This is a genomic window from Oleiphilus sp. HI0067, assembly GCF_001635735.1.
Map to the genome: position 1 here is coordinate 1 of NZ_LWFI01001144.1, position 21,889 is coordinate 21,889.

Genomic DNA, 21,889 nt, shown 5'->3' on the forward strand with positions numbered 1-21,889 from the left:
ACCTAGATATTATGTCATCAAAGCATAGCTTCTAAGCGAAAGCTTATTGGCTGCGATCTGAATATTCGCTAGCTGATTTATCGCCGCTATAAACCGCACCAGCGATTTTTTGATTGTGACGGCCAATCAGTTTTCGTTGCAGTTTTGTTTCGAGATTCAAAGCTTGGCGAATGGTTGATAGCCATGCGCCGTTATAGAGCTTCTTGGTTAAGCTGATGGCATCTGGCGATTTGTTTGCAATCTCTTTCAAGAAAGCAGTTGCTTCCGCCATTGGGTCATCGCATATGCGCGTCACGAGGTTGTACTCAGCTGCTTTTTGGGCATCAAATACTTCTGCCGTCATCGTTAATTCTTTTGCCTTATCGATCGAGCAAAGCTCTCTTAATGCGATCGAGCCGCCCATATCTGGTATGAGTCCCCATTTCGTCTCCATGATCGAAAATGTGCAGTTCTTAGATGTGTAGCGAAAGTCTGCTCCAAGCGCTATTTGCATCCCTCCGCCCCAACATTTGCCATGGGTCACAGCAATAACGGGAACAGGTAGGTCACGCCATACGTAGCTAACTTCTTGTGCAAGATTAACGAATTTAGTGCCCGGTTTGATGAGCAATTTCACGGCCGTCATTGGGTTTTTGAACATGCTTTTTACGTCGATACCAGAGCAAAAAGATTTGCCATCGCCGGACAAGATGACGCCGCGAACTTTCTTGTCTTTGGATATTGTTTTCGCTGTCTTAACGATTGCTTCAAACATCGGCATATCTAGGGCATTGTGCTTGTCTGCGCGAGATAAGGTGACATAGGCGATTTGGTCTTTGATCTCGACCTTAACTCGATCTTTAATTATTGTTTCTGACATAAAAAATCCGTACAGCTCATGACTGAAATGGGTTGGGACGATTATTTAAGATGTTGGATAGTATATGGCTTTCGCGTTCAATCAAAGTTTGCATTAGCACGTCCACATCACTCATTTCATAAAATGCGTCTAGCCCTCTTAACAGAAAACCATGGAGTTCTTCGAGCCCTGCTTTCTTTGCTGGCTTTTTTGTCCAATTAAGAGTTAGTCGAAGTAGTGGGTTGTGTGCATGCTTGTCTAAGAGTTCTCCAGCCGCCTTAACAAGGTCTAATTGGCGCTGCCGTTGCTGTGCGGTGGAGGCTTTCTGATAGGCCTCTACATAAAGACTCTCGTTGATATCGCTAGCATTTATGCTCATTAAATATTGTACGAGTTGATCATCTAATTGCTGAGTAAGTAAATTCAATTCAACTAAATTGGCCACCGTATTGATTAAATTCTTCGGCAGAAGCTTAAGTAATTTGGGGAAGATACGCTCTAAGTCTCGATCTCGGGCAGAGAAATCGTGTGCGCCGTATAACTCCTCTAACAGAAAGTCGATGCCGCTGCGAAAGTTAAAATTGTCGTATAAATCTGCGTGAGTCGCTTTCAATCGCTCAGTTTGCCATTCTGCAAGACGGCACTTCATTGCACTACCTTGATGCGACAAGCTATTTAATTGGTAATCGTGGTAAGTAAGCATCAACGATTTTAGATGCAGAGCTTCAGGGCTTTTGGCTGGTGTTTCCGCTATACGCTCTCGGTACATGTTGACTCGCACAAATGTAAGATTTCGAGAGTGTAAACACCCTCGCAAATGTTGCAAGGGGTTTGATCTGGGTAGGGACTAGCTATTAGCGATGCGGAGCTGCTTTTTGGTTTGCTTGATCTGTTCGGCTCGCTCAGCAGATGGCGTGGTCTCGAATGATGGAATCCATTTGCGATCATCTAGCGTGACAAAATGGCTTAACGCTTCTGTTTCGATCACTCTGATAGATGTTGGGCTTTTTAGAGCGCTCTTTAACATCAGATTTCTATTGAGAATTCTATCTACTTTAGGAATTAAGAATGTTCCATGACGCAGATGTGCATAGGCTGAATAGTCGGCTTTATCCATCCATGCGAATAAGTTTTCAATGTTACGAACAATAGTGAGATGGTCTTTTGTTGCCGTAAATAGCTTGTGTAATAACTTTTTCTTTCGTGGGTTTAGTTTGCCGAAGAACATCTGCCCGTAAGACGAAGAGGGCGTGCTATTGATTAATCGAATTACCCAAGGCCACATTCCATGACTTACAGGCTCAAGCAGCGCAGATACGAGTGGGTGAGTCTTCCCGCCAGGTAGTGCTGGTGCTTCAAGGATAACTTCAACGTGCTCGAAAAGATCGGGACGTTGATTAACTGCTTCAAGAATGACGGCTCCACCTCGAGAGTGGCCATGAATTCTAATCTTGTTCGTGGTGGGAAGGTTTTCTAAAGCTTGTGTAAGAATACATGCATCATATTCTATTGTGCCTTCCAAATACTTAATTGGGATTTCCCAACTTGCCGGCTCCGGTAAAGGGCCTTCGACTGGAATATGATAGTTACTACAGGTGATGAGGATGAGTTCGGTGCTAGGGTCTTGGTATGACTGCGTAAAATAGCAATGGTTTTCTAAGAACCCATGAACGCCAATAACGGTGTGTGTTGCATCGTCCGCATGATTCCGAACACTGACAGCGCCTTTACCGACTGTAAACACTTTGCCTGAGAACATCTCAGTATATGTTTGTGCGATAGGCTTTATTAGTTTTCGAGCGTGAGTGGCTTGCACAGCAGTTAATCTCCCCAGTAATAACCGCCGCTAGTAATTCATCCTATCTAGCGATATTTGTGCTGTCCTTAGCTTTCATTATTAATGTTATTAAAGTGTTTGACTAAATATAGATCAGTAACTATATAAAAGCTCTTTAACAGTCTGTAATAACACGTTGATTTAATTATGGCAGATAGATGGAACGACGATGTTAAAAAATGTTATCTGTGATACTGTTTGTGACATGCGTACTAAATACAGCCCTGTTTTATCGTTTCTAGGGCGTTCTCATTTGTCTAGCAAATTGCACGCTTAACAAAAAATATAAAATAAACAATAGGAGCCGGTATGAATGATCATGCCAGCAAACCTCTAACTGGGGTTGATATCGCTTGGTTGCGTATGGATTCGCCAACCAACCTGATGATCATTAATGCAATGATTATCACGGAAGATATGGAATTCAAAGATTTTAAAAATACGATCATTAATCGTTTTTTGCGTTTTCCTCGTTTTATGACTCGACCGGTGCAAGTGTCTGGTGAGTATGTGTGGGAAAAAGACCCTTACTTTGATCTTGCTAATCACGTCAAAAAAGTAGCTTTACCTGGCAAAGCAGATAAGAAAGCATTGCAAACTTATCTTGCTGACCAGCTGAGCATGCCTTTTGATGATTCTAAGCCTTTGTGGCAAATCTTGTTCGTTGAGAATTATCAAGGTGGCCGATCAATCATTTTGCGTGTTCACCATTGCTATGCTGATGGCTTAGCGTTGATATCTGTATTCAACTCCATTACCGATGGTAGTGCGAATGTCGCGCCGTTCTCGGTGGCTCAAGCAGCGTCAAATGAAGAGACTCCAGATGAGGAGTTGAACTACGAATGGCCGAAGTATCAACGTCTGATTGATAATGCTTCAGAACGAGCAGACCGCTACGCTAAATTTGCTAAGAAGATATCGAGCGATGGTATTAGTATTTTGCGCGATCAAGATGCTATGCGCGGTATTGTTGGTGATGGTGTTCGTGCAGCGACAGAGTTAGCGCAACTAGCGACCATGCCCGCGGATCCGCGTAGTACTTTGAAAGGCAAACTTGGTGTTAGAAAAACATGTGCTTGGTCTGAGCCGGTGAGCTTTGAGAAGTTTCATGGGATTGCGAAGGTTGTCGGCTGTAAGATCAATGACCTACTCATGTCTTGTGTAGCAGGCGCTTTTCGTGAAGAGTTGATTCGCGCGGGTGAGAATTTAGAAGGGCGCAATGTTCATGTGACGATTCCAGTTAATATTCGTCCAATGGATAAGATGGATCTAAGCCAAAATCCTGATGACCTGGGTAACCAGTTTGGTACTGTGTTTGCTGCATTGCCTGTTGATATCGAGAATCCTTTAGAGCGCGTATATAAAATAAAGCACGACATGATTGCGCTTAAGCAATCACTTCAGCCAGCTTTGTCTTATGGCATTTTGTATGCGACAGGCATGCTGCCAAAATCTATGCAAAGAGCGCTTACTGAGAGCTTCGGGAATAAGACAACTGCAGTGATGTCGAATGTTCCAGGACCTCGCGAAGCACGTTACATCGCAGGATCAAAGATCAAGGAGCAAATGTTTTGGGTTCCTCAAACAGGCGATCTTGGTATTGGTTTGAGTATCATCAGTTATGGCGGTCAAATACAGTTTGGATTGGTCGGTGATTCACGTCTATTGCCTAATCCAGAGCGCATAGTTTCTCAGTTTGTAGCGCAAATTGAGTTACATCGAACAGATATTGTTGCTAGCTACATCGAAGACCTTGTTCAACCAACGGTGATTGGTTAACAACTTGCCTTTTATCATCATGAGTGCTTGAATTCGCCCTCTTTATTAGAGAGCAACAAGCACATCATGACTGATCAACAAAAAGTACCTTTAGCGCAAAAGTTAAATCTAGAAACCGCACAGATTTCTTGGAAGGAGCTTGAACCTTACTTTGCTGGAGGTAAGCTGATTTGCGTTTCATCTGACCTTGATATGCTTATCGTCGCAGAACAAATCGTTGCAGATAACGCCCCTGTTATGAAAGGGTGGATGGCTGAAGAAAAAGTCGGACAAGTTTCTGATGAGCAAGCCATGCGTTGGTCTGCAGACAATACTTTACTCTGGGCCGTTGTGATTAAACCTTGGATTCTTGTGCAGGAACGCAGCACCTATTAGGCGGTCGCAAACCGGTGCAACTCTCGTGTCAGTTTGAAAGGTTGGTCAATTAAGGGGGTGTGGCCACTTTTAGTGAACGGTAAGACTGAGCATCTTTCATTCAGATCCGCCATACGAAGCTGACCTGTGGCTGGGTACATATCCGATTTCATGCCTACTAGAATATCAATGGGCGTTTCGCAATTTTCAATGGCTTGTCTGAAATCATAGCCTTGATCGATGTAAGCTCGAAGGCAATGCATATATGCCCCCCAGTTCTTAACGGACAGCAGTTGTCTCAATATCCATTCTTTACTCAACAAAAGCCGTGAAAGCTGCTTAAAGCTTGACCATGACATGGCTGAAGCAAAGAATTCAGAAAGTTCAGTTTGTATTTGTTGACGTAAGTTATTGGGAAGCTCTTTGTATTCAAAGCCTTGCTCTAGGTATGGCTCAAGCTCATCCAACAACTGTTTTGCGCGCTGCATTCGATCATCATGCTCATGCCCGAATAGCCCCCATCTCCAATCGGATTTATTAACACAGCACGGGCTTTGATCGATGTGCAAATACCTCTCTAAACCTGTTGGCTGATACTTGTCGATATAACTGATTGATGTGAGTGCACCCATCGAAATGCCGATTAGTTTGAAGCTGGAGACATTGAGCTCTGAGATGAGTTCGGCGACGTCATCGGCATAATTACTCACTGCGCAGTCTTGCTTGAAGTGTGCATGATGAGATCGTCCAAAACCCCGAAGATCTGGGATGATGACGCGATACTTTCGCGATAAAGGATATGCGTAAGGAAGCCAGTGGCCAGAATGCATGCCAAAGCCGTGAAGGAATATAATTGCTGGCCCGTTACCGATGTCTCGGTAATGAAGTTTCACATTGTCGCTTGAGAAATAATGGGCCATTTACTTTTTATTGAAGAATGACTTCAATAGGCTGAGAGAAACGGCCTGTGATTCGGTCTGAATCTATCGTAGCAATGTGCAGGTATAAACTGCCGGGATCAAGATTTGAAAGTGTAAAGTTTGTGTTTTGCGCGCCTACAATTTCAACGCTATTGCTTAGTGAGTTTTCGCTGCTGCCAAAGGCAAGTTTATATCCGTATATCTCAGATTGATTTAGAGCCTCGCCGTTTTCGCGCTCCGTAGGCATTGCCCATGATAGTGATAATGAGGGCTTGGCCTTCACGTTTAATGAAGCAGAGCTAGAACGAATTGATCCAAACACATTGTTAACCGTGGCGTAGTACGTTCCGGCATCTGCACTCGATGCTGTGCTGACCTCGTATATGCGGCTTGTTGCACCATTGATTGCTTTGTCGTCTTTATACCACTGGTACGAATGGCTCGTTGCTAGTGTGCTAGCAACGCTAAATTGGAAAGAGTCTTCAAGGTAAACCTGTTGTGACTGTGGTTGCTCAACTAGGGTTTGAGCGACGTTTTGAGCTATCACACGTAGTTGAGCTGCTTTTGAATTTAGATTGCCGGTAGAGCTTGTGACTTGTGCCGTGTAGTTGCCTTGATCAGTTTGTGTTGCGCTTTCTATTGCAAGCGTTGCGTTCGTTGCTCCTTCAATCGCATTGCCATCCTTAAACCACTGGTAGCGCATGAAACCTCCACCCTCAGCCGAGATCTCAAAACGAACGTTATGTCCTGCTAATACATCTTGGTCAGATGGATGTTGTGAGATTCTGAGAGTATTGAGAGCTTCTGTTACTGTGATTTTTGCAAAGGACGAGTAGAGCACCTCACCCTTATATTCAATGATGGCACGATAATCACCAGCATCACTTTGACTTGCGTTTGAAATGACTAGTGTCGAGCTATTTTTATTCGCTAAAACGCTGGCACCTTTCTGCCAAGACACATTCGCATCAGAGCCTGCATTTGTATTGATATTGAGTTCAATAGATTGGCCACTGACAATCGACTGTGATCGTGGTTGCTTAGTAATCTTAAGTGAAAGTTCTTTTGGTTCCACACTGAGAGAAGCGGAAGATGAAATGATCTGATTTTGCGCGTTGCGAATGATTACATCATAGACGCCTGCGTCGTTTAATGAGGCATGTGTCTTTCCGTAAATTGCATCATTGGCACCAGGGATAATTTCTCCGTTGAAACGCCATTGATATTGGAGTACTTGATTTGAGTATGCCTGAGCTCTTAAGAAAAACGGGGAATACTGATTAACATTGGCGTCAGTAGGTGATGAAAGCAAGAATATGTCAGCTTTATTCTGAGAGCTTGGGCTTGCTATAAGCTCAGGATGTTGATCAGTAACAGGAAGGTGGTGATTAACACTTAGAGCCAAAACTTGAGCTTGCTCGAGAATGCTGCTGATTGGAAAGTTATCAATAGTAATGCTGGCGTCATACCAAGATTGTGTTTGAGAAAGATTATAAAAACTCGCACCGATGATTGCTTGAATAACGTCATCAGAATCGTTTTGAGCAAGGGCGGAATCATCTGAAATGTCGATCAGCTCGCTGATCAGAGGCGAGTTACTGAGTTGAAATGTTTCCATAACCCAGCGTTCTGCAAATTCTATATTGCCACGGGTTAAGCCTCCTGGGAGATTAAGCGCAGTCGCTACGATTAGATGACTTAGTGCAGAGACTTTCGCATGCTTTTCACCGAAGCTATCTGTTGCAATCAGCCCTAACAATTGAAAGCTGTCGTCCACGTAGCTTTGTTCTCCAAATGCACTTAAGACACCTGAGTGTTCCGCAATACAGCCCTCAAGCAACTCACAGGTCATGGTAGTGACAACTGGTTGGGCGCTGATTTGAATGAGTAAAGGCTGTTCTTCGTCGTGATTAATATTGAGGGAGAAGCGCCCATTTGAATCTGTGGACGTTGTCGACAATAAACTTAGGCTGCCATTTTCTTCGGAGACTCGGTATGTGCTGACGACGCCTTGGCTAATTACCCCTTTAATAGCTTTACCGCGAACCGCACTTTGAAGCATGTTTTCGTCCTCGCCTGATTGACAGGCCGATAGCGCAAAAGCGCAAAGGAAGACTACGGCAATGTGAAAGGGGTTTTCGAAACGCATTTTGGGAATTCGCGGAATGAACGTTATTGTTTCAGGCTACGTATCATACCGCGAACTTGGACTTTAAATGATTAATTCTTAATCACATCACCTTACTATCGTGTAAGGTCTTATTTAAGCTTCCAGTTCAGTGTTTCGCCTGCAAAAAATGGAACAATTTCTCCACCATCAGGTAGGGTGATGATCTCAGGAACAGTCCATTGTTCGCGCACTAAAGTAATGGTTCCGGTATTGCGCGGTAAACCATAAAAATCTGGACCATTGAAGCTTGCGAAGCGCTCGAACTGATCCAAGCAATCTAGGTCTTCAAACACCTTTGCGTACAGTTCAATTGCACTCCATGCGCTGTAACAGCCGGCGCAGCCGCATGCACTTTCTTTGCGATGTTTCTCGTGCGGAGCCGAATCTGTTCCCAAGAAAAACTTAGGTGACCCAGATTTCACCGCAGCCCTAAGAGCCTGTTGATGAATGTTGCGTTTCAAAACGGGTAGGCAAAAGTTATGAGGTCGAATGCCTCCAACGAGTAAATCGTTACGGTTCAACAAAAGATGTTGTGGCGTAATGGTGGCTGCTACTTGCTCATTGGTCGACTGAACGAATTCAACCGCTTCTTTTGTCGTAATGTGCTCAAAAACGATTTTAAGTTTTGGGAAGCTCTCATGGATGCGGCGCAGATGCTGCTCAATGAACAACTTCTCTCTGTCAAAGATATCGATATCGTGACTAGTGACTTCCCCGTGAATTAACAGAAGCATGCCTTCTTCGACAAGGGCTTCAAACACAGGGTCTAAACTTTCTAAGCTTGATACGGCAGCATCTGAGTTAGTTGTTGCACCTGCTGGATATAATTTCGCAGCGACCGCTCCTGCTTGTTTTGCAGAAATAATGTCTTCACGTGTGGTTTTATCCGTAAGATAAATCGTCATCAATGGTGTGAAGTTACTTCCCTCGGGACGCGCCGCTTCGATGCGTTGTCGGTACGCAGCAACATCGGCTCCATTGGTAACCGGTGGTACAAGATTCGGCATTACGATTGCTCGAGCGAAACAACGTGCTGTTGCTGGAACGGTTTCGTTAAGCATGTCTCCGTCTCGGAAATGCAAATGTAAGTCGTCTGGTGTCGTGATCGTAATTTGGTCCATGGTGTCTCTATTTTATGAATTGCTGATTAGTAGTGATCAATGCTTAGTTTTCGTCTTGCTCGCGACTTAGGCATGCATCGATATCGATGTTTTTAAGCTGAGGTACGAAATTACAGGGGCTATGGCGACTGTCAATTTGTGAGACGATGATATTTTCCCACGCGGTCCTACACGCATTGTTACTGCCTGGCAGACAAAAGATAAGTGTTTCGTTTGCCATGCCTGCTAGCGCTCTGGATTGAATTGTTGATGTGCCGACCTGCTCTAAAGACAACTGTCGGAACATTTCGCCAAACCCATCAACCAACTTATCCAGCAGGGGGCTAACAGCTTCAGGTGTGCTGTCTCGACTCGTAAAACCCGTGCCGCCTGTGATTAGGACAACCTGAGACTCATCATCTGCGATCCATGCTGAAAGTTGTGCTCGGATCTGGTAAATGTCGTCTATTACGATGCTGCGTTTGCAGAGCGTATGCCCCGCTTCCTCAAGGCTGTCGCATAAATATTGCCCCGACGTGTCTGTATCAAACGAACGTGTATCGGATACGGTTAATACGCTGATATTTAGTGGTACTAATGTTTGAGTTATATGTTTTCCCATCTATCGGCTCTCAATAGTGATTCGTCGCGCGTATTATGGTCGTTGAAATGCTATTTTTAAACTTGAAAGACCAATAAAAAGTTGATTCTAATGCTTTAAATCAACATAAATCGCTGCATCGCAGTTCTGGTTCTAGTAAGGGAAGCACGTTTTGTCACATCGCCAACGTTGGTACGGTTATTTAAATGAGCCATCTCATAAATCGGTCGTAGCCTGGATTATCTATTTATCGATTGCCATTGCTATTTTTTTCAATATGACTGAAGCGCTTCTTGTTTCGGTCGATGATGAGCCGCGCGAAGCGGATTCGCTATATCTTTCTGTTTTATTCACTCTGTTGTTTCTGATTGATTACCTTGTTCGTGTTTGGGTTGCTGCAGATGCGCCGGAAGAGCATGGCGAGACCGAGCTAAAACGGCGATTGCGTTATGTGAGCTCGCCGATGGGCATTATCGATTTAATGTCATTCTTGCCTGGTCTGGTTTTGCTGGTACTTCCCGAAAGCAACTCGTCAGATATGAGTTTTTTGAAGCTTTTAGCAATTATTCGAATATTGAAACTGACCCGATACTCTAGCTCTCTCACCATACTTGCAGCCGTGTACAGAGAGAATTTTTCAACCTTGTTAGCGGCAACCGTTATCATGATTCTATTGAGCTTTACGGCGGCTACCGGTGTTTATATCTTTGAAAAAGACGTTCAACCAGATGCCTTTGGGAGTATTCCAAGTTCAATGTGGTGGGCTCTAGTAACGCTCACAACCGTGGGTTACGGTGACATTGTCCCGATCACATTGGCAGGAAAGCTATTCGGCTCTGTCATTATGATCGCAGGAGTCGGTATTGCTGCAATTCCAGCGGGTATTTTTGCGTCTTCGTTTGTTCGTTTGATCCGAGAAAGAGAGCGCGATCGTCGCTTAGAGGCGCGAAGGCGTGGTGAGGATATGCTCGATGAAGACGCTCTGAAAAGTATTAGTTTATCTAAATCAGAAAAGCATGAGGCTGAATTTCTCATTCACGAGTATGGTCTAACTTTAGAGCAGGCGGTAAGCGTGATTGAGCATTACCGCGGCTATCACTAATTAGCTTAGTAGCAGCGCGTCGTCGTCGACTTCGCCATAGTTTTTATGGAACTGAGCAAGTAGGTCTTGAGTACTTAGGCCTTCTCGTGATTCTCCATGAACGTCTAGAGCAAGCTTTCCTTGGTGGAGCATGATCGTGCGCGAGCCGACCGAAAGGGCTTGCGACATGCTATGGGTCACCATTAATGCGGTAAGCTGCGACTCCTCTACAATATTCTTCGTCAGCTCCAGAATAAACGTCGCCGTTTTGGGATCAAGCGCGGCGGTATGCTCATCAAGCAAGAGTAATTTCATTGGCTGTAGCGAGGCCATTAATAAACTGACTGCTTGCCTTTGCCCGCCTGACAATAACCCGATTTTGTCTTCTAAACGGTTTTCAAGTCCAAGCTGTAGTAGCTTGAGCTTGTTCATGAAGTGTTGGCGAAACTGCCGTTTCGCAGCAATACCTAGACCGCGCGTCTTGGTGCGAGCTTGAGCAAGCGCGAGATTTTCTTCGATGGTGAGGTCTTCACAGGTTCCCATTAAAGGGTCTTGGAAAACGCGCGCAATTTGAGGCGCTCGTTTTTCCACTGACCAAGTACTGATGTCTTTTCTATCTAGTGAAATCGACCCTTTAGGGCTAAGAAATTCCCCCGCTAGTGCATTGAGTAAGGTGGATTTTCCGGCGCCGTTACTGCCGATTACCGTAATGAACTGACCCTCTGGAATGCTAAGGTCAATACCCTTCAATGCTTGGTTCTCAAGTGGAGTACCAGCGTTGAAGGTAATGCGTAAATCCTGCACTTCAATCATCGTCGCACTCCATTGAGCTTAGATTTCATATTTGATTTTAGCGTCGGTGCAACGATGGCGAGAGTAACTAGTACCGCTGTAATTAGATTTAGGTCTTGAGCTTGTAGACCGAGGACTTCGCCATTCAAAGCAAAGGCAATCACAATGCGATACAGAATAGAACCTACCACGCAGGCCAATGCCCAAAGTAGAATTGTGCGAGTGGATAGAAGCGCTTCGCCGCCAATAACAGAAGCTAGTCCAATAACGATAACCCCGACGCCCATTGTAACGTCAGCACTGCCTTGGCTTTGAGCAAATAAAGCGCCCGCTAGCGCAACTAAGGCATTTGAAATAGCCATCCCTAGAATGATCATCGCGCTTGTGTTAACGCCATTCGCTTTTGCCATTCTTGGGTTTGAACCGGTCGCACGCATGGCTAAACCCAGCTCGGTTTTTAGAAATACGACGAGTAGTCCCAATACAACGAGCGCTAAAACCCCAAAGGCGATTGGGTAAGCAATATAATACGGGATTTCTGTGCCTGCGATGACGAGGTTGTCCAGAGGCGTGAGCAAGGTCTCGACGCCAAGCAAGGCTTGATTGGGTCCACTCATGATACGCAGGTTGATCGAGTAAAGAGCGATCATGGTTAAGATCGAAGCAAGTAAGTGAAGTATTTTAAGTTTTACGTTTAGCAGCGCCGTAATAACGCCGGCTATTGAGCCGGCGATACATGCTAGCAATGTTGCGAGTAAAGGGTGCAAGCCAGCCACAATCGTACTTGCTGCAACAGCCGCACCTAAGGGGAACGATCCATCGACTGTCAGGTCTGGGAAATCTAATATACGAAACGATATAAATATCCCAAGAGCGACGAGCGCAAATATAAAACCGGTCTCTAATGCACCGAAAAACGCAAAACTACTAATCATTGACTTTCCTGCTTCTCAAAGAGGTTTATTTGGCAACCTATTCAATGATTTCTTTCGCCTGTCCTAATAGCGCTTCAGGAATGGTTGCGCCCATGGCCTCTGCTGCTGGTAGGTTTAGATAAAGCTCTGTTTTCTCGACTCCTTGCACTGGAAGTTCACCTGGCGCTTTGCCGTTTAACACTTCGACAACCATTGCGCCAGTTTGACGTCCAACGTCATAATAGTTAAAGCCTAGAGCGGCGATCGCGCCACGTTTAACACTATCTGTATCTGCTGCGATAACGGGAATGTCAGTTTGTTCCGCAATCTTGATAACGCCTTCTAGCGCAGATATCACGGTGTTGTCGGTAGGTAAGTAAACGACATCTACTTTTCCAACAAGTGAGCGCATAGCAGTTTGCACATCTGCTGATTTAGGTGAAGCAGCTTCAACAACTTCCATACCTTGTGATGGTGCATGTTTTTTCACTAGCTCAACCAAAGAGACTGAGTTCGCTTCGCCAGGGTTATAGATCACACCAACCTTCGCGGCATCTGGAACGATTTGCTTAGTCAGCTCCATGTGTTTATCGACAGGTGTTAGGTCTGATACCCCAGTTACTTTCGGACTTGGTTTATCCCATGCCGCTACGAGCTTTGCGCCGACAGGATCTGTTACCGCTGAAAAAATGATGTTGCTATTGCGGGCAGAGGCGACCATCGCTTGCGCAGACGGTGTTGCTATTGCCACGATGACATCTGGATTATTGCCCGCAAATTTTTTGGCAATTTGCGCGGCAGTGGTTGGGTTTCCTTGTGCGCTCTGATATTCCCACTCTAAATTCTCTCCTGCTTTGAATCCCGATTCTGCGAGCACATCTTGTACACCTTGTCGGACTGAATCGAGAGCGGGATGCTCAACGATCTGCGTGATCGCGACGTGCTTATTGTCTGCAGCAATAAGAGAGCTTGAAAACGATGCCGCAACAAGTGCAGCGCCAAAAGCAAATTTGTTGTAAATACCCATACGTAATCCTTCTTACTCGAGGTTTTATTTAAGGGGGAGTTATTATTTGGAACTCGTGCGATTAACCAATAAATAATGCGCTTAACTTACTAAAAAAACAAACAGTCGTTTTGGACCATGCGTACCGTAGGCCAGAGTTTATTGAATGTCTGCGGTTTTTGATGGGCCTGAGATCAGCACCATATTACTTGGTAGGTTTCGGGTATCAAAATGCGCGCTTTGAACGCATTGCTGCAGGTCAGGAAAGATATTCGAAGCTTCCACTATGATAAAACTCGTTTCAGGAATTAAGCTCAGATTTCGTGGCTGATTTTTATCCGCTTTAAGTAGCAGAGCTCCTTGTTCGCATAACGCCGAGTCTGCAAAACAAATGCTGAGCTCAATGTCTTCAAATAATTGCTGTTTCGCTTCGCGCCAGGTGTCCGCCAATTTACATTGATTTGATTCCGTAAGCTCATTTCCAAGCAGTTCTTTTAGTCGTGGATGTTCGCTCACAATGTATTGGACAGGCTGTAACTGTTTTATCTGCGTGTTGATGTTTTGAGCAAGCTCTTTGTAATCAGTCTCTATGAGAATAGCACGGTTATTTTCTAACAATCTTGTGAGTACTTCCTTACCGGAAGCGTTATTTATGGCTGATTTCTTTTCAGTTTCGCTTTCAGTACTTTCGATCATTTGTTGCGATACGCGTAAGCGATTTAAGAAATTTGCTTTACTCTGATTCACGCTCATTCTCTTTTTGTTTTTTATAAGTGTCGAGAAGCTCTCGGGGGCGGGTTTGGGAAAGGTGCGCGTGTTGCTCCAAGCTTTCGGTGTTGGCATTGGTAAGCGTGAACACAAACTAACGAATTTAGAGAGTAGCGCGTGTCGTTTCGTCGAACGATAAAATTGGCGCCATATATTCCATATCACTCGATGTGGAGGTTTGAGAGAAGTCTGCTTGTTCCTGAGCTCTCTGATGAGTACAGGTAAGTCTATGCTAACAGGGCAAGCTTCACCGCAAGCTCCGTTTAAAGAACATGCATCAAGAAGATCTCCCGCGTGTTCTATTCCTTCTATTTGTGGAGTGACGATTTGTCCGATTGGACCTGGATAAGTGCTTCCATATGCGTGGCCACCGATTCTTGTGTATACGGGACAATGATTCATGCATGCGCCACCTCGTATACAGGTGAGCGTTTCCTGAAGTACATCATCTTGGTACATAGCGCTGCGCTTGTTATCAATAATTACGAGATGAAATTGTGACGGACCGTCTAGCTCTTGATCTTTGCGTGGTGAACTGATCATGTTGAGGTAGGTTGTCATAATCTGACCCGTTGCTGAACGAGTCAGTAATTTGAGCAAGGTTGGCAGTTCTGCGAATGAAGGAATAACTTTTTCAAGTCCCATTAACGCAACGTGAATATCTGGTACGCCGGTCGATATGCGACCATTTCCTTCATTTGCTACCAAGCAAAGTGTTCCGGTCTCTGCTATCGCAAAATTAACCCCGCTAATACCCATGTCGGCCTGCATGAATTTTTGTCGGAGTACTTTTCTCCCAACGCCAATAAGTTCATCTACAGTGGCGTCTTTTGGAGGTTTACCAAAATCCTCATTAAGCTTATCTGCGAAGAGTTGGGCTATTTGCTCTTTTGTCTTATGGATGGCGGGCATGATGATATGAGATGACTTTTCATGATCAAGTTGAACAATGTATTCGCCCATATCGGTTTCAATGCACTCGATTCCTTGTGCCTCAAGGTGTTGGTTCAATTCGATTTCTTCGCTAACCATTGATTTGCCTTTAACGACTTGTTTAACTTCGTTGTCTTGGGCAATTCTTTCGATGATTCGACAAGCTTGTTGGGCGTCTTCAGCCCAGTGCACATGAATACCATTGTCGATGCACTTCCTTTCCAGTTTCTCAAGAAGATCGGGTAAGTGAGCAATTACATTTTTTCGAATATCTGCGCCTTCACTTCGTAACTTTTCGAACTCTAAGTCTTGAAATGCTTGGTGTCTTTTGTCTTGGAGAAAATCCATCGCTCCACGAAAATTGTTCTGCAACGAATCGTCGGATAGCGCATCAACAGTCCGAATTCTGAAGTTATCTGACATCGGAAACTCCATAACGTTCTGTAAGTATGCTTACAATGTGCTTCCCTTTTAGGACTAGTTTGTTTTTGTCGGCATATCCGTTTAAATGCATCAGGCAGCCGCAATCTCCAGATGTAAATGTCGGGGATAATGCCATTAAAGATTTGCATTTATCTTCAGCCATTACAGACGATATTTCGGGTGCTTTCACCGAAAAGGTGCCACCAAAGCCGCAACACTCATTTTGATAATTTGGTTGCTCGACTACATGTCCTGAATTTTGAAGTGATGTTACCCAAGACTCTTCGCTCTTGATTCCACGTCTTGCAGAGCATGACACGTGAAGAGCAATAGATTCTTTTTCATCGCTCATGGATGGTAGGAATGGTGAAATGAATTGAATCAGTTCAAAGCACCTCTCAGACAGATTTTTTGCAAGCATTGAGTAGTGAGAGTCTTCTATTCATCAATAGAGGGAAGTGTTTTTTAATCATGTCTGCGCATGAAGCGGAAGGTACTACTACGGGGAGATCGTATTTGCTCAGTAAATCAATGGTTTGTTTTGCGACTTCTTGCGCTTGATCCTTGGCGCCAGAGTTATATGCCGGTTGGGCGCAACAGCTTTGAAATTTGGGAAACAGCACTTCGAAGCCGCAATGCTCTAATAATGCGACGCTGTCTAAGCCAACTTGTGGATAGATATGCTCAACAAGGCAGCTAGAAAAAAAGACGACTTGTTGTGTCATACCTCATTTACTCTTGGGCGGGCTCTGCAAGTGGAAGATGCATGTTTAATTCTTGTACATTGATATCTTGTGCATCGATCCAGTCACTGTTTCTTGCTACCTCAAAGCCATTACGTGCTTCTAGCGCTTGTAGGAGTTCGGCGTTGTTGCCTCGACGATTCAAGTTCACCATGGCTCGCTGAAGCTTATTAATGGAATAAAACGGTACGCGAGGATGGGTTGCAAAGGCAAATGGACTAAACCCCGGAGTTTCCCAGAGAATTTTTAATTGTTCCTGTCGATCTGGAGACAAAGCATAAAAGTCTGATTCAGCTAGGCTAATGGCGCGTACTTTTCCTTCGGTCAGAGCCATCTCTAACTGTTTTGTGTCGGGATAGAGTCGCATGGGCAACGCAAAGCCTAAACGCTTTAAGCTGTATCGCGGTATAACGCTTGAGGTGTAGTTGAGTAAGGAGTCAAAGCCGGTGACAGACGTTTCAATGTCGCGGAGTGTTTTTGCTTTGTCTAGGCGTTTAACGACGATCAGTGATCTCAGTAGTTGAGCTTTTCTTTTTGCGAGGGCTTTGTAACCTTGAGACTCAATCGCCGATAAAAATTGCAACGGTGTCAGATAAGCAAGATCAAACTTTCCTTGAGCAAGAGCGCGCTCAAATGCTAATTGGCTGTCTGCAATGACTAAGGTAAAGCTTAAGCCTGTTTTATCTTCAAGTTGCGTGAGCAGTTGTTGCCAGACTTGAGACTTTGTTGGTGTATCCGTGCGTCGCTCGTAGATAACGCGAGTCTTCAATACCTTGCTGTCCGCATTTTCAAAACGTTGATCATAAATAGGTTGCGGTGAAGGTGTTTGAGGTGTGATGCCAAAAATGAGCGCTTGCGCAGAGGCTACGGATGAAAATGCCATGCTATATAGAATAAAAGCAGCCGTAATGAGTCTGTGATTCAATAAAAAGAGCATGGTTAAAGTTTGAACAATTCTTGAAAAATCAATGTATTGAAACAGTCTAGCATCATTCAACAATTGAGCAGACTTTTAAGTCCCCAAATAAATGGCATGATGCAAGCTGCTCTACTAAACTTCGCGGGCATATTTAGTTATACGTAAACTAGCGTGAAACGGACAATTTAGTTTGTGACGGAGTAGATGTTCTGGTATTCTGGCGCCCCATCTTGAGGTGCTAATTCGCCTCCCTTTCTTCGCAAATTTTTAGCGATTTGCTAGTAGTTTACTGATATTGGTAGTCACGTTGTTGTGCTAATGAAATTCATTAGGCGCGTGATTGGTTTTGTTTTTGAATCGACAGGGTTTACATGACTCGTTTTATATTCGTCACCGGCGGCGTTGTTTCTTCGTTAGGTAAAGGTATTGCTTCTGCTTCCCTAGCAGCAATTTTAGAAGCTCGTGGACTAAAAGTCACAATGCTGAAGCTGGATCCATATATTAACGTTGACCCAGGGACGATGAGTCCCTTTCAGCATGGCGAAGTATTCGTTACTGAAGACGGAGCAGAGACTGACTTAGATCTTGGTCATTATGAGCGTTACATCCGCACTAAAATGACTAAGCGCAACAACTTTACGAGTGGACGTGTCTATGAAGATGTCATTCGTAAAGAGCGTCGTGGTGATTACTTGGGCGGAACTGTTCAGGTAATTCCGCACATTACGGATGAAATTAAACGTCGTGTTGTTGAAGGTGCAAGCGGTTACGATGTTGCGCTTGTCGAAATTGGCGGAACCGTAGGTGATATAGAATCCCAGCCTTTCCTTGAAGCTGTGCGTCAGTTAAAGATTGAAGTTGGTTCTAATCGCGCGATGTTTATGCATTTGACCTTAGTGCCTTATATCGCGACTGCGGGAGAAACTAAGACAAAACCGACGCAGCACTCTGTAAAAGAAATGCGTTCTATCGGTATTCAACCCGATATTCTGGTATGTCGTTCTGATCATGAAATTGATGCATCATCTCGCCGCAAAATTGCTTTGTTCACGAATGTTGAAGAGCGCGCGGTTATTCCTTTGCGAGACGCAAGCAGCATCTATCTCATTCCGAGAATGCTGCACGAACAAGGTTTAGATAACATTATTTGCGAGCGCTTTAATATTGATGCTGCTCCTGCTGATTTAAGTGAGTGGGATGGTGTTGTTGAAGCAGAAGCGAACCCAGAGCAAGAAGTTACGATTGCGATGGTCGGTAAGTACATGGAGCTTTTGGATGCTTATAAGTCTTTGATTGAGGCGCTCAAGCATGCAGGCTTACGTAATCGCACGAAGGTTAATATTCGCTACGTAGACTCTGAAACTATTATCGATAACGGAACTGGGCAGATCGAAGATGTCGATGCGATTCTGGTGCCGGGTGGTTTCGGAAATCGTGGTGTAGAAGGAAAGATCCAAACGGTTAAATATGCGCGTGAAAATAAGGTGCCTTATTTAGGTATCTGCTTGGGTATGCAAGTGGCAGTTATTGAATATGCGCGCCATGTTGCAGGTTTAGAAGGCGCAAACAGTACGGAGTTTGATTCAGAAAGTGCTAATCCAGTGGTTGGTTTGATCACTGAATGGCAAGACCAGAGCGGAAGTGTCGAACAACGTACTGATAGTTCTGATCTTGGTGGTACCATGCGCTTAGGTGCGCAGGACTGTCGCTTGGAGCCTGGTTCTACCGTTGCAACCGCTTATGGCAAAGAAGTTGTCAATGAGCGTCATCGTCATCGTTATGAAGTAAACAATAACTTACTTCCAAAGCTAAAAGAGGCCGGACTTATTGTCTCTGGTCGTTCGATGGATGGTGCGTTGGTTGAAGTTGTGGAAGCACCAGAACATCCTTGGTTCGTTGCGTGCCAATTCCACCCAGAGTTCACGTCTACTCCGCGTGATGGCCACGGTTTGTTTGAAGGTTTCGTAAAAGCGGCGATTCAGAACAAAAAAGCTTAGAGGCTTTGGCGAGAGAGATAAGGTAGGCGGTATGAGCCAAAAAGTAGTGAAGGTTGGCGATATCGAAATCGCGAACGACAAACCTTTCGTGTTATTTGGTGGGATGAATGTGCTGGAATCAAGAGATCTGGCACTTCAAATTGCTGAGAAGTACGTAGAAGTCACCCAAAAACTAAATATTCCTTACGTTTTTAAAGCGTCGTTTGATAAAGCAAATCGTTCTTCGATTACTTCGTTCCGTGGTCCAGGTATGGAAGAAGGGCTCCGTATTTTTGAAGAAGTAAAAAACACGTTTAACGTTGCTGTGATTACAGATGTGCATGAGCCCTATCAAGCAGCACCGGTTGCTGAGGTTTGTGACATTATTCAATTGCCTGCATTCCTGTCGCGCCAAACAGACCTTGTGACCGCGATGGCTCAGACTAATGCAGTTATTAATATTAAGAAAGCACAATTTCTCGCGTCTCAAGAGATGAAGCACATATTGAATAAATGTGTTGAAGCGGGAAATGACCAGCTGATTTTATGTGAACGCGGATCGAGCTTTGGCTACAACAATCTTGTTGTGGACATGTTGGGTTTTGGCGTGATGAAGGGCTTCGAATATCCAGTTTTCTTTGACGTGACGCATTCACTTCAACAACCGGGCGGACGTGCTGATTCTGCAGGTGGTCGTCGCGAGCAAGTGACCGATTTAGCGCTCGCAGGTATGTCGCAAGGGTTGGCCGGATTATTTTTAGAGGCGCATCCCGACCCTAACCAAGCTAAGTGTGATGGCCCTTGTGCATTGCGACTTGAGCAATTAGAACCATTTTTAGAGCGCGTCAAAGCTATTGACGAACTCGTGAAGAATTTTGAACCTTTGGATACTGTTTAACAGTCCATAAAAGTAATACTTGGAGATAAGTACAAATGTTTCAGATCGCTGATATTAAAGGCCGTGAGGTTATGGACTCACGCGGCAACCCAACAGTGGAAGCCGACGTTATTCTTGAGTCTGGTGTTGTTGGTACGGCTTGTGCGCCTTCTGGTGCCTCGACTGGATCACGTGAAGCTTTAGAGCTTCGTGATGGTGATAAGTCGCGTTACCTTGGTAAAGGTGTATTGAAAGCGGTTGCTGGTATTAACGAAGACATTCGTGCCGCGTTAGTCGGTAAAGATGTGACGGCTCAGCGTGAACTTGATCAGATCATGATTGATCTTGATGGTACAGAGAACAAAGCAAAGCTTGGCGCAAATGCGATTTTGGCAGTCTCTCTTGCGGCTGCAAAAGCAGCAGCGCAAGCGAAGGGTGTTGAATTGTATGAACACATCGCTGATGTGAACGGTACGTCTGGTCAATACTCGATGCCTGTTCCAATGATGAATATCCTGAACGGTGGTGAGCACGCAGATAACAATGTTGATATCCAAGAATTTATGGTGCAACCAGTATCTGCGCCTACGTTCGCTGAAGCGCTTCGTGCGGGTGCTGAAATTTTCCACGCATTGAAGAAAGTGTTGCAATCTCAAGGCTTGAACACAGCTGTTGGTGATGAAGGTGGTTTTGCGCCTAACTTAGCGTCTAATGCTGATGCATTGGCAGTCATTAAAACGGCTGTTGCCGATGCCGGCTACGCTCTAGGTGATGACATTACACTCGCGCTAGATTGTGCATCTTCTGAATTCTACAAAGACGGAAAGTACGATCTAAGCGGTGAAGGTAAAGTCTTCTCTGCTGAAGGCTTCTCTGATTACTTAGCAGAGCTTTGTGATGCTTACCCAATTGTTTCTATTGAAGATGGTCAAGATGAATCTGATTGGGCTGGTTGGGCTTATCAAACAAAAGTACTTGGTGACAAAGTACAGCTAGTTGGTGATGACTTGTTCGTGACTAACACTAAGATTCTTAAGCGTGGTATCGATGAGCGCATCGGTAACTCAATTCTTATCAAGTTCAACCAAATTGGTAGCTTGAGTGAGACGCTTGATGCAATTCAAATGGCGAAAGATGCAGGCTACACCGCAGTGATCTCTCACCGTTCAGGTGAAACCGAAGATACGACTATTGCTGATTTGGCAGTAGGTACATGTGCCGGTCAGATCAAGACAGGCTCGCTATGTCGCTCTGACCGTGTTGCTAAGTACAATCGCTTGCTGCGTATTGAGGAAAAACTTGGCTCAGCAGCACCTTATAAAGGTCGTTCGGAAATCAAAGGCCAATAATTGGCCTGTTCAAACTGAGCTTGCTTAGCGCTTTAAGTGAGCTTAGTTTTAAGCAAAAAAGAAGGGCAGTTTAGCCCTTTTTTTAGCTCTCGCTAGTAGAGAATTATTTCAATTTGGACATGAATTTTAGGCTAGCGTGATGCCGATTCTAGGCTAGAGTGAACTCATAGGTTTGTTATTTTTGTTCACCATATTTTTAGTTTTTATCGGATTGTAAATGAAGTTGTTGTGGGGTTTCTTGTTGTTGGCAACGGTCGTGCTTCAGTTCAGGCTGTGGGCTGGCGAAGGCGGCATATTTGAGGTGTGGCAATTGCAAGAAAAAGTAGATGTATTGCGTGTTGCGAATCTTGAGCTGGAAGAGCGAAATGGGCGCTTAGACGCGAAAGTAACAAATCTTAAGAAAGGTTATGAAGTAATAGAGGAGCGCGCACGCGTAGACCTTGGTATGATTGGTCGAAACGAGACCTTCTTTATGGTGGTCAATTCAAGCGATCATTGATGAACATTCT

General features: G+C 44.6%; 21 protein-coding genes. 7 read left to right on the plus strand and 14 right to left on the minus strand.

What is annotated here, in order from left to right; genetic code table 11:
* Positions 1 to 43: 43 nt before the first annotated feature.
* The 3 genes from A3739_RS16590 to A3739_RS16600 form a co-directional block, all read right to left on the minus strand.
* Positions 44 to 859, minus strand: coding sequence for a crotonase/enoyl-CoA hydratase family protein (locus tag A3739_RS16590; RefSeq protein WP_068479559.1), 816 nt, complete (start codon positions 857 to 859; stop codon positions 44 to 46).
* Between the two features lie 16 nt (positions 860 to 875).
* Positions 876 to 1,607: a hypothetical protein gene (locus A3739_RS16595; protein WP_068502112.1), complete on the minus strand. Its 732-nt coding sequence runs from the start codon at positions 1,605 to 1,607 to the stop codon at positions 876 to 878.
* A 78-nt stretch (positions 1,608 to 1,685) separates the two neighbouring features.
* Complete coding sequence (locus A3739_RS16600; protein WP_068481726.1) at positions 1,686 to 2,654, minus strand: alpha/beta hydrolase; 969 nt, start codon at positions 2,652 to 2,654, stop codon at positions 1,686 to 1,688.
* A 330-nt stretch (positions 2,655 to 2,984) separates the two neighbouring features.
* Here A3739_RS16600 and A3739_RS16605 point away from each other — a divergent pair, with 330 nt between their 5' ends.
* Together A3739_RS16605 and A3739_RS16610 are read left to right on the plus strand one after the other, a co-directional pair.
* Positions 2,985 to 4,454, plus strand: a complete 1,470-nt coding sequence (locus A3739_RS16605) for a wax ester/triacylglycerol synthase family O-acyltransferase (RefSeq protein WP_068502116.1) — start codon at positions 2,985 to 2,987, stop codon at positions 4,452 to 4,454.
* A 66-nt stretch (positions 4,455 to 4,520) separates the two neighbouring features.
* The gene (locus A3739_RS16610; RefSeq protein ID WP_068502118.1) at positions 4,521 to 4,829 is read left to right on the plus strand and encodes a DUF2288 domain-containing protein; all 309 of its coding nucleotides are present in this window, start codon (positions 4,521 to 4,523) and stop codon (positions 4,827 to 4,829) included.
* Here A3739_RS16610 and A3739_RS16615 read toward each other — a convergent pair.
* From A3739_RS16615 to moaB, 4 genes are all read right to left on the minus strand, one after another.
* Positions 4,826 to 5,701, minus strand: a complete 876-nt coding sequence (locus A3739_RS16615; protein ID WP_197472380.1) for an alpha/beta fold hydrolase — start codon at positions 5,699 to 5,701, stop codon at positions 4,826 to 4,828. The genes A3739_RS16610 and A3739_RS16615 overlap by 4 nt on opposite strands.
* A gap of 34 nt (positions 5,702 to 5,735) precedes the next feature.
* Positions 5,736 to 7,790, minus strand: coding sequence for an immunoglobulin domain-containing protein (locus A3739_RS16620; RefSeq protein WP_197472381.1), 2,055 nt, complete (start codon positions 7,788 to 7,790; stop codon positions 5,736 to 5,738).
* Between the two features lie 197 nt (positions 7,791 to 7,987).
* Positions 7,988 to 9,019 carry a dihydroorotase gene (gene pyrC / locus A3739_RS16625; RefSeq protein ID WP_068481713.1) on the minus strand — a complete coding sequence of 344 codons (1,032 nt, stop codon included), beginning with the start codon at positions 9,017 to 9,019 and terminating at the stop codon, positions 7,988 to 7,990.
* Between the two features lie 43 nt (positions 9,020 to 9,062).
* Positions 9,063 to 9,620, minus strand: coding sequence for a molybdenum cofactor biosynthesis protein B (gene moaB / locus A3739_RS16630; protein ID WP_068481710.1), 558 nt, complete (start codon positions 9,618 to 9,620; stop codon positions 9,063 to 9,065).
* 151 nt (positions 9,621 to 9,771) lie between these two features.
* Between moaB and A3739_RS16635 the strand changes: the two genes are divergently transcribed.
* Entirely contained in the window at positions 9,772 to 10,701 is a 930-nt protein-coding gene (locus tag A3739_RS16635; RefSeq protein ID WP_068481707.1) for an ion transporter, read from the plus strand.
* Here the strand turns inward: A3739_RS16635 and A3739_RS16640 are convergent, their stop codons facing one another.
* The 7 genes from A3739_RS16640 to A3739_RS16665 form a co-directional block, all read right to left on the minus strand.
* Positions 10,702 to 11,493, minus strand: a complete 792-nt coding sequence (locus A3739_RS16640) for an ABC transporter ATP-binding protein (RefSeq protein WP_068481706.1) — start codon at positions 11,491 to 11,493, stop codon at positions 10,702 to 10,704. It abuts the gene before it with no gap.
* On the minus strand, positions 11,490 to 12,407 hold the full coding sequence (locus A3739_RS16645) for an ABC transporter permease (protein WP_068481704.1): 918 nt from the start codon (positions 12,405 to 12,407) through the stop codon (positions 11,490 to 11,492). Before A3739_RS16645 ends, A3739_RS16640 begins: the two co-directional genes overlap by 4 nt.
* A gap of 37 nt (positions 12,408 to 12,444) precedes the next feature.
* The gene (locus A3739_RS16650) at positions 12,445 to 13,413 is read right to left on the minus strand and encodes an ABC transporter substrate-binding protein (protein WP_068483596.1); all 969 of its coding nucleotides are present in this window, start codon (positions 13,411 to 13,413) and stop codon (positions 12,445 to 12,447) included.
* A 138-nt stretch (positions 13,414 to 13,551) separates the two neighbouring features.
* On the minus strand, positions 13,552 to 15,516 hold the full coding sequence (locus A3739_RS16655; protein WP_068502122.1) for a LutB/LldF family L-lactate oxidation iron-sulfur protein: 1,965 nt from the start codon (positions 15,514 to 15,516) through the stop codon (positions 13,552 to 13,554).
* Entirely contained in the window at positions 15,506 to 15,937 is a 432-nt protein-coding gene (locus A3739_RS28185) for a (Fe-S)-binding protein (RefSeq protein WP_068754799.1), read from the minus strand. The genes A3739_RS16655 and A3739_RS28185 overlap by 11 nt, the downstream gene beginning before the upstream one ends.
* Positions 15,915 to 16,241 carry a (Fe-S)-binding protein gene (locus A3739_RS28190; protein ID WP_068499720.1) on the minus strand — a complete coding sequence of 109 codons (327 nt, stop codon included), beginning with the start codon at positions 16,239 to 16,241 and terminating at the stop codon, positions 15,915 to 15,917. Before A3739_RS28190 ends, A3739_RS28185 begins: the two co-directional genes overlap by 23 nt.
* A 7-nt stretch (positions 16,242 to 16,248) precedes the next feature.
* Positions 16,249 to 17,142, minus strand: coding sequence for a phosphate/phosphite/phosphonate ABC transporter substrate-binding protein (locus A3739_RS16665; RefSeq protein ID WP_197472382.1), 894 nt, complete (start codon positions 17,140 to 17,142; stop codon positions 16,249 to 16,251).
* A gap of 407 nt (positions 17,143 to 17,549) precedes the next feature.
* Between A3739_RS16665 and A3739_RS16670 the strand changes: the two genes are divergently transcribed.
* The 4 genes from A3739_RS16670 to A3739_RS16685 all read left to right on the plus strand — a co-directional run bounded on the left by A3739_RS16670 (position 17,550) and on the right by A3739_RS16685 (position 21,879).
* Positions 17,550 to 19,175 (plus strand): CTP synthase, encoded by a 1,626-nt coding sequence (locus tag A3739_RS16670; protein WP_068483587.1) that lies wholly within the window; start codon positions 17,550 to 17,552, stop codon positions 19,173 to 19,175.
* Positions 19,176 to 19,206: 31 nt separating this feature from the next.
* A complete protein-coding gene (gene kdsA, locus A3739_RS16675) occupies positions 19,207 to 20,052 on the plus strand; it encodes a 3-deoxy-8-phosphooctulonate synthase (RefSeq protein ID WP_068483584.1) in 846 nt (281 codons plus the stop codon).
* A gap of 35 nt (positions 20,053 to 20,087) precedes the next feature.
* Positions 20,088 to 21,380 (plus strand): phosphopyruvate hydratase, encoded by a 1,293-nt coding sequence (eno, locus tag A3739_RS16680; protein WP_068483581.1) that lies wholly within the window; start codon positions 20,088 to 20,090, stop codon positions 21,378 to 21,380.
* 217 nt (positions 21,381 to 21,597) lie between these two features.
* Entirely contained in the window at positions 21,598 to 21,879 is a 282-nt protein-coding gene (locus A3739_RS16685; RefSeq protein ID WP_068479449.1) for a septum formation initiator family protein, read from the plus strand.
* The last annotated feature ends 10 nt before the right edge of the window (positions 21,880 to 21,889 follow it).

Excerpts from the sequence above, each read along its gene's own strand:
- moaB (WP_068481710.1), bottom strand. The coding sequence starts at position 9,620 with ATGGGAAAACATATAACTCAAACATTAGTACCACTAAATATCAGCGTA.
- A3739_RS28190 (WP_068499720.1), bottom strand. The coding sequence starts at position 16,241 with ATGACACAACAAGTCGTCTTTTTTTCTAGCTGCCTTGTTGAGCATATC.
- A3739_RS16670 (WP_068483587.1), top strand. The coding sequence starts at position 17,550 with ATGACTCGTTTTATATTCGTCACCGGCGGCGTTGTTTCTTCGTTAGGT.
- A3739_RS16605 (WP_068502116.1), top strand. The coding sequence starts at position 2,985 with ATGAATGATCATGCCAGCAAACCTCTAACTGGGGTTGATATCGCTTGG.
- A3739_RS16665 (WP_197472382.1), bottom strand. The coding sequence starts at position 17,142 with ATGGCATTTTCATCCGTAGCCTCTGCGCAAGCGCTCATTTTTGGCATC.
- A3739_RS16620 (WP_197472381.1), bottom strand. The coding sequence starts at position 7,790 with ATGCTTCAAAGTGCGGTTCGCGGTAAAGCTATTAAAGGGGTAATTAGC.
- A3739_RS16645 (WP_068481704.1), bottom strand. The coding sequence starts at position 12,407 with ATGATTAGTAGTTTTGCGTTTTTCGGTGCATTAGAGACCGGTTTTATA.
- A3739_RS16595 (WP_068502112.1), bottom strand. The coding sequence starts at position 1,607 with ATGTACCGAGAGCGTATAGCGGAAACACCAGCCAAAAGCCCTGAAGCT.
- A3739_RS16640 (WP_068481706.1), bottom strand. The coding sequence starts at position 11,493 with ATGATTGAAGTGCAGGATTTACGCATTACCTTCAACGCTGGTACTCCA.
- kdsA (WP_068483584.1), top strand. The coding sequence starts at position 19,207 with ATGAGCCAAAAAGTAGTGAAGGTTGGCGATATCGAAATCGCGAACGAC.
- A3739_RS16685 (WP_068479449.1), top strand. The coding sequence starts at position 21,598 with ATGAAGTTGTTGTGGGGTTTCTTGTTGTTGGCAACGGTCGTGCTTCAG.
- A3739_RS28185 (WP_068754799.1), bottom strand. The coding sequence starts at position 15,937 with ATGCTTGCAAAAAATCTGTCTGAGAGGTGCTTTGAACTGATTCAATTC.
- eno (WP_068483581.1), top strand. The coding sequence starts at position 20,088 with ATGTTTCAGATCGCTGATATTAAAGGCCGTGAGGTTATGGACTCACGC.
- A3739_RS16610 (WP_068502118.1), top strand. The coding sequence starts at position 4,521 with ATGACTGATCAACAAAAAGTACCTTTAGCGCAAAAGTTAAATCTAGAA.
- A3739_RS16650 (WP_068483596.1), bottom strand. The coding sequence starts at position 13,413 with ATGGGTATTTACAACAAATTTGCTTTTGGCGCTGCACTTGTTGCGGCA.
- A3739_RS16655 (WP_068502122.1), bottom strand. The coding sequence starts at position 15,516 with ATGTCAGATAACTTCAGAATTCGGACTGTTGATGCGCTATCCGACGAT.
- A3739_RS16590 (WP_068479559.1), bottom strand. The coding sequence starts at position 859 with ATGTCAGAAACAATAATTAAAGATCGAGTTAAGGTCGAGATCAAAGAC.
- pyrC (WP_068481713.1), bottom strand. The coding sequence starts at position 9,019 with ATGGACCAAATTACGATCACGACACCAGACGACTTACATTTGCATTTC.